Annotated in this window: 5 protein-coding genes; 2 read left to right on the plus strand and 3 right to left on the minus strand. The window is 73.8% G+C overall.

Annotated elements, in window-relative coordinates:
• From C1J00_RS40095 to C1J00_RS40105, 3 genes are all read right to left on the minus strand, one after another.
• A partial coding sequence (locus tag C1J00_RS40095; protein WP_146046361.1) for a glycosyltransferase family 9 protein occupies positions 1-217 on the minus strand: 217 nt, incomplete at its 3' end.
• A gap of 233 nt (positions 218-450) precedes the next feature.
• A complete protein-coding gene (locus C1J00_RS40100) occupies positions 451-1,050 on the minus strand; it encodes a D-glycero-alpha-D-manno-heptose-1,7-bisphosphate 7-phosphatase (protein ID WP_102913778.1) in 600 nt (199 codons plus the stop codon).
• The gene (locus C1J00_RS40105; RefSeq protein WP_102913779.1) at positions 1,047-2,048 is read right to left on the minus strand and encodes a glycosyltransferase family 2 protein; all 1,002 of its coding nucleotides are present in this window, start codon (positions 2,046-2,048) and stop codon (positions 1,047-1,049) included. The genes C1J00_RS40100 and C1J00_RS40105 overlap by 4 nt, the downstream gene beginning before the upstream one ends.
• Positions 2,049-2,194: 146 nt before the next feature.
• Between C1J00_RS40105 and C1J00_RS40110 the strand changes: the two genes are divergently transcribed.
• Together C1J00_RS40110 and C1J00_RS40115 are read left to right on the plus strand one after the other, a co-directional pair.
• The gene (locus tag C1J00_RS40110; protein ID WP_180989874.1) at positions 2,195-2,983 is read left to right on the plus strand and encodes a polysaccharide deacetylase family protein; all 789 of its coding nucleotides are present in this window, start codon (positions 2,195-2,197) and stop codon (positions 2,981-2,983) included.
• A 28-nt stretch (positions 2,984-3,011) separates the two neighbouring features.
• Complete coding sequence (locus C1J00_RS40115) at positions 3,012-3,452, plus strand: Immediate-early protein 2 (protein ID WP_102913781.1); 441 nt, start codon at positions 3,012-3,014, stop codon at positions 3,450-3,452.
• The last annotated feature ends 176 nt before the right edge of the window (positions 3,453-3,628 follow it).

The following is a 3,628-nucleotide window of genomic DNA, read 5'->3' on the forward strand; positions in this document are numbered from 1 at the left end:
GGCCGGGGGCGGCGGCGGGCAGCAGCCGGTCCACGGCCCCCGTCGCCTCCGCGACCGGCGCGAGTTCGGCGGGCGTGGCCAGGACGAGTTCGTGCTCCGGCTGGGCCCGCCGCAGGGCGCGCAGCGCGGGGACACCGGCGAGGAGGTCACCGAGCCCGAGGGCGCGCAGGACGAGGAGACGGGGGCGTATGGCGTGCGCTGTCCGGTCCGGGATCATGGCAGCAGCCTGCCGTGCGCCCGCGGCATCCGCCGCCGCAGACCCGCTCATCGGGTGCAGCGGGCACGGCTGCGAGGACTGCGAGGGCGGCGAGGGCGGCGAGGGCGGCGAGGGCGAGGCTGCCGTGCGCACGCGACACTCCGCCGCCGCAGGTCCGCTCATCGGGTGCAGCGCGGCACGGTTGCGGCAGGGGCGCGAGGGGGGGGAACGACTGCGTGCGGCGGCAGCGGCCGTTACGGATGCCCGTCCGGACCGGGGTCGGAGGTGAACGCCTCCTGGATGGGGCGTTCGTCGGCGAGGACGCGGCCCTTGGGCGGTTCGTCCAGCACCGCTCGTACGGCGGTGAGCAGGTCCGGGGCGATGTGGTCCGCCCGCGCGGTCTCCTCGGGGCGGGTGCGCCCGTTCGGGACGAGGATGCCGTGGGCGCCCGCACGGCGCGCGGCCTCCGCGTCGGCCGAGGTGGAGCCGATCAGGACGAGCTCGGCGGGCCCGGTGCAGATCCGCCCGCCGGCCCACAGCAGCATGCCGGGCCGGGGCCTGCGGCAGTGGCAGCCGTCGTCGGGGCCGTGCGGGCAGACGGCGAACACCTCGAAGGGGCCGAGGAGTTCGTCGACGCGGCGATTGACGCGGCGGACATCGGCGTCGCTGAACAGCCCCTGGGCGACGCCGGGCTGGTCGGTGACGACGCCGGTGCGGATGCCGTGCTCGCGCAGCAGGGCGAGCGCCTCGCGGGCGCCCTCGACCGGGCGTACGCGATCGGGGCCGGCGGCGTCCGGGACGTCTTCGACGAGTGTGCCGTCGCGGTCGAACAGCACGGCCTTCACCGGGCTCACGGGATGACCTCCTCCTGCCAGGCGGGGGTGTGACGGTGGCGCCAGGCACCTGCCAGCCGGTGCCAGGTCGCGGTGGGCGGGATGAGCACGCTGGTCGCCAGCATCGTCGCCACCTCGTGGCGGGTGCGCGGGCCGGGGACGATACGAGCGCGGGCGAACTCCGCCGTACCGGCCGCCCAGCCGAGCGCGCAGGCCGTCGCGGCCCGTCCGTGCCCGGCGGCGGCGAGGGCGCAGGCCGCGACACCGGCGGTCGTGATGGCCGTGTGGGTGCGGATCCGGCCGCGCGGCGCCACTGCCTTGTCCCACCAGTCGGGGCCGTGCAGATGCCGCATGAGGGCATCGTCGGCGTTGCCGCGCTGCTGGCGCACGGACACCCAGCGGGAGGCGGAGCGCACGGGGTGGCGGGTGGTGCGGCGGCCCTGCCGGATGCGCCAGCCCGAGTCGAGGACGCGCAGCGCGAGGTCGGCGTCGTCACGGAAGGCCCGACGGAAGCGTTCGTCGAAGCCGCCGACCTGCCGGAGGACCTCCGTGCGATAGGCCATGTCGGCGGTGACCCAGTGGGCGCGGACGAGTCCCGCGGTGCCGCGTTCCCAGTCGGTGGGGCGGCGTTCGCCGGGCAGCGGCACGGCGAGGACGCCCTGAACGCCCGCGGTGTCGTGCGACGCCTCGGCGAGGTCCTCGGCCAGCTGCTCGCACCAGCGGGCCCCCACCTGGACGTCGTCGTCGAGGAACACCGTCCACGGCGTGTGCACGGCGCGCAGCCCGGTGTTGCGGGCGGCGGCGGGCCCGCGACCACCGCCGCACAGCACGGTGGTCCGCTCCCGCAGGTCGCCGAGGACACTCAACGGGTGCTTCAGCAGGCCGGGTTCGGGGTCGGTCCGGTCGTCGACCAGGACGATCTCCTCGGGGCGCGGTCCGGTCGCCGCCGCGAGCGCGGCGAGACAGTCGGCGAGGGTGTCCGGTACGAGGGTGGGGACCACGACGGCGTACGCGGTCATGTGTGCGTGCCCTCCCTCCAGCGATGTGCGCGGCTACCGTGCTGGCGAGTGCCGCGGTACGACTCCCTCAAACACCAGGTCAGGGCCGTCGGGGAACGCCTGGGCGACTATCCACCGCGCGTATACACGCGATGTATAGTCCCGGCATGCCTTCTCTGACCAAGAAGATGACGAAAACGGGGACCGCGTTCCGAGCAGCCGGAACGCTCGCGGCGACCGCCGCCCTCACCCTCGCCCTGAGCGGCTGCACGGGGACCGACACCACCGCTCCCAGCGCCGCCCGGGCCCGGCCGGCCACGGACATGCAGCCGGCCCGTTTCGGCGCCGTCGACTGCCGCGAGGCCAAGTGCATCGCGCTCACCTTCGACGCCGGACCCAGCGAGCACTCCGCGCAGCTGCTGGGCATCCTGAGGGAGAAGCAGGTCCCTGCGACCTTCTTCCTCCTCGGGAAGCGGCACATCGAGAAGTACCCGGAGCTGGTGCGGCGCATGGCCGACGAGGGACACGAGGTGGCCAGCCACACCTGGGACCACAAGATCCTCACCGAGCTGAGACCCGAGGAGATACGCGAGGAGCTGGAACGCCCCAACGAGGCGATAGAACGACTCACCGGCCGGCGCCCGACCCTGATGCGCCCGCCGCAGGGCCGCACCGACGACACCGTGCACGCCATCTGCCGCGAACTCGGCCTCGCCGAGGTGCTGTGGAGCGTGACGGCGAAGGACTACCGGACGACCGACTCCGACCTGATCACCCGCCGCGTCCTCGCCCAGTCCTCCCGGGACGGGATCATCCTCCTCCACGACCTCTACGACGGCACGGTGCCTGCGGTGCCGGGGATCATCGACGCGCTGAAGGAACGCGGGTACGTCTTCGTGACGGTGCCTCAACTCCTGGCACCGGGGAAGGCGGAGCCGGGCGAGGTGTACCGGTGACGCCTCGCGGGTTCCCTACGATCGGGGGGTGGCGAACTTCCTGCTAGAACGCACCGTCCCGCTGCCCCTCGACGAGGCGTGGCGGCGGATCACCCGGTGGCGGCGGCACGGTGACGCGGTACCGCTGACGGTGGTCAGGGCCGTGCCGCCCGGGCCGACACGCGAGGGCACGCTCGTCGTGGCCCGCTCGGGCGTCGGGGCGCTGGCCTTCGACGACCCGATGGAGGTCACGGTGTGGCAGCCGCCGCGGGACGGTGCCCCCGGGCTGTGCCGGCTGGAGAAGCGGGGACGTGTCGTCCTCGGGTGGGCGGAGCTGGAGGTACGGCCGGGTCCCGGAGGGCGTTCCCGCGTGGTGTGGCGGGAGGAGATCCGGGTCCGGTTCGTGCCGTCGCTCTTCGACGGGGTGGTGCGGCGCTCCTCGCGGTACGTGTTCGGGCGCACCCTGAACCGTCTGCTCAGGATGGCCTGACACCGTCTGCTCAGGCAGGCCTGACACTTCGGCGCCCCGGCAGGGCCTTCTTGAGTTCTAGTAGTCGTCGCAACACCCCAGCTCAGGGGATGCGATGGACTTCGAGGTCCGCAAGGTCAGACATGGAGGGGGCGGTCGTCGCCTGACTCGTGAGCGGGAGGTATATCTCCAGCTCA

It is taken from the genome of Streptomyces cahuitamycinicus, from assembly GCF_002891435.1.
GTDB classification, from domain to species: domain Bacteria; phylum Actinomycetota; class Actinomycetes; order Streptomycetales; family Streptomycetaceae; genus Streptomyces; species Streptomyces cahuitamycinicus.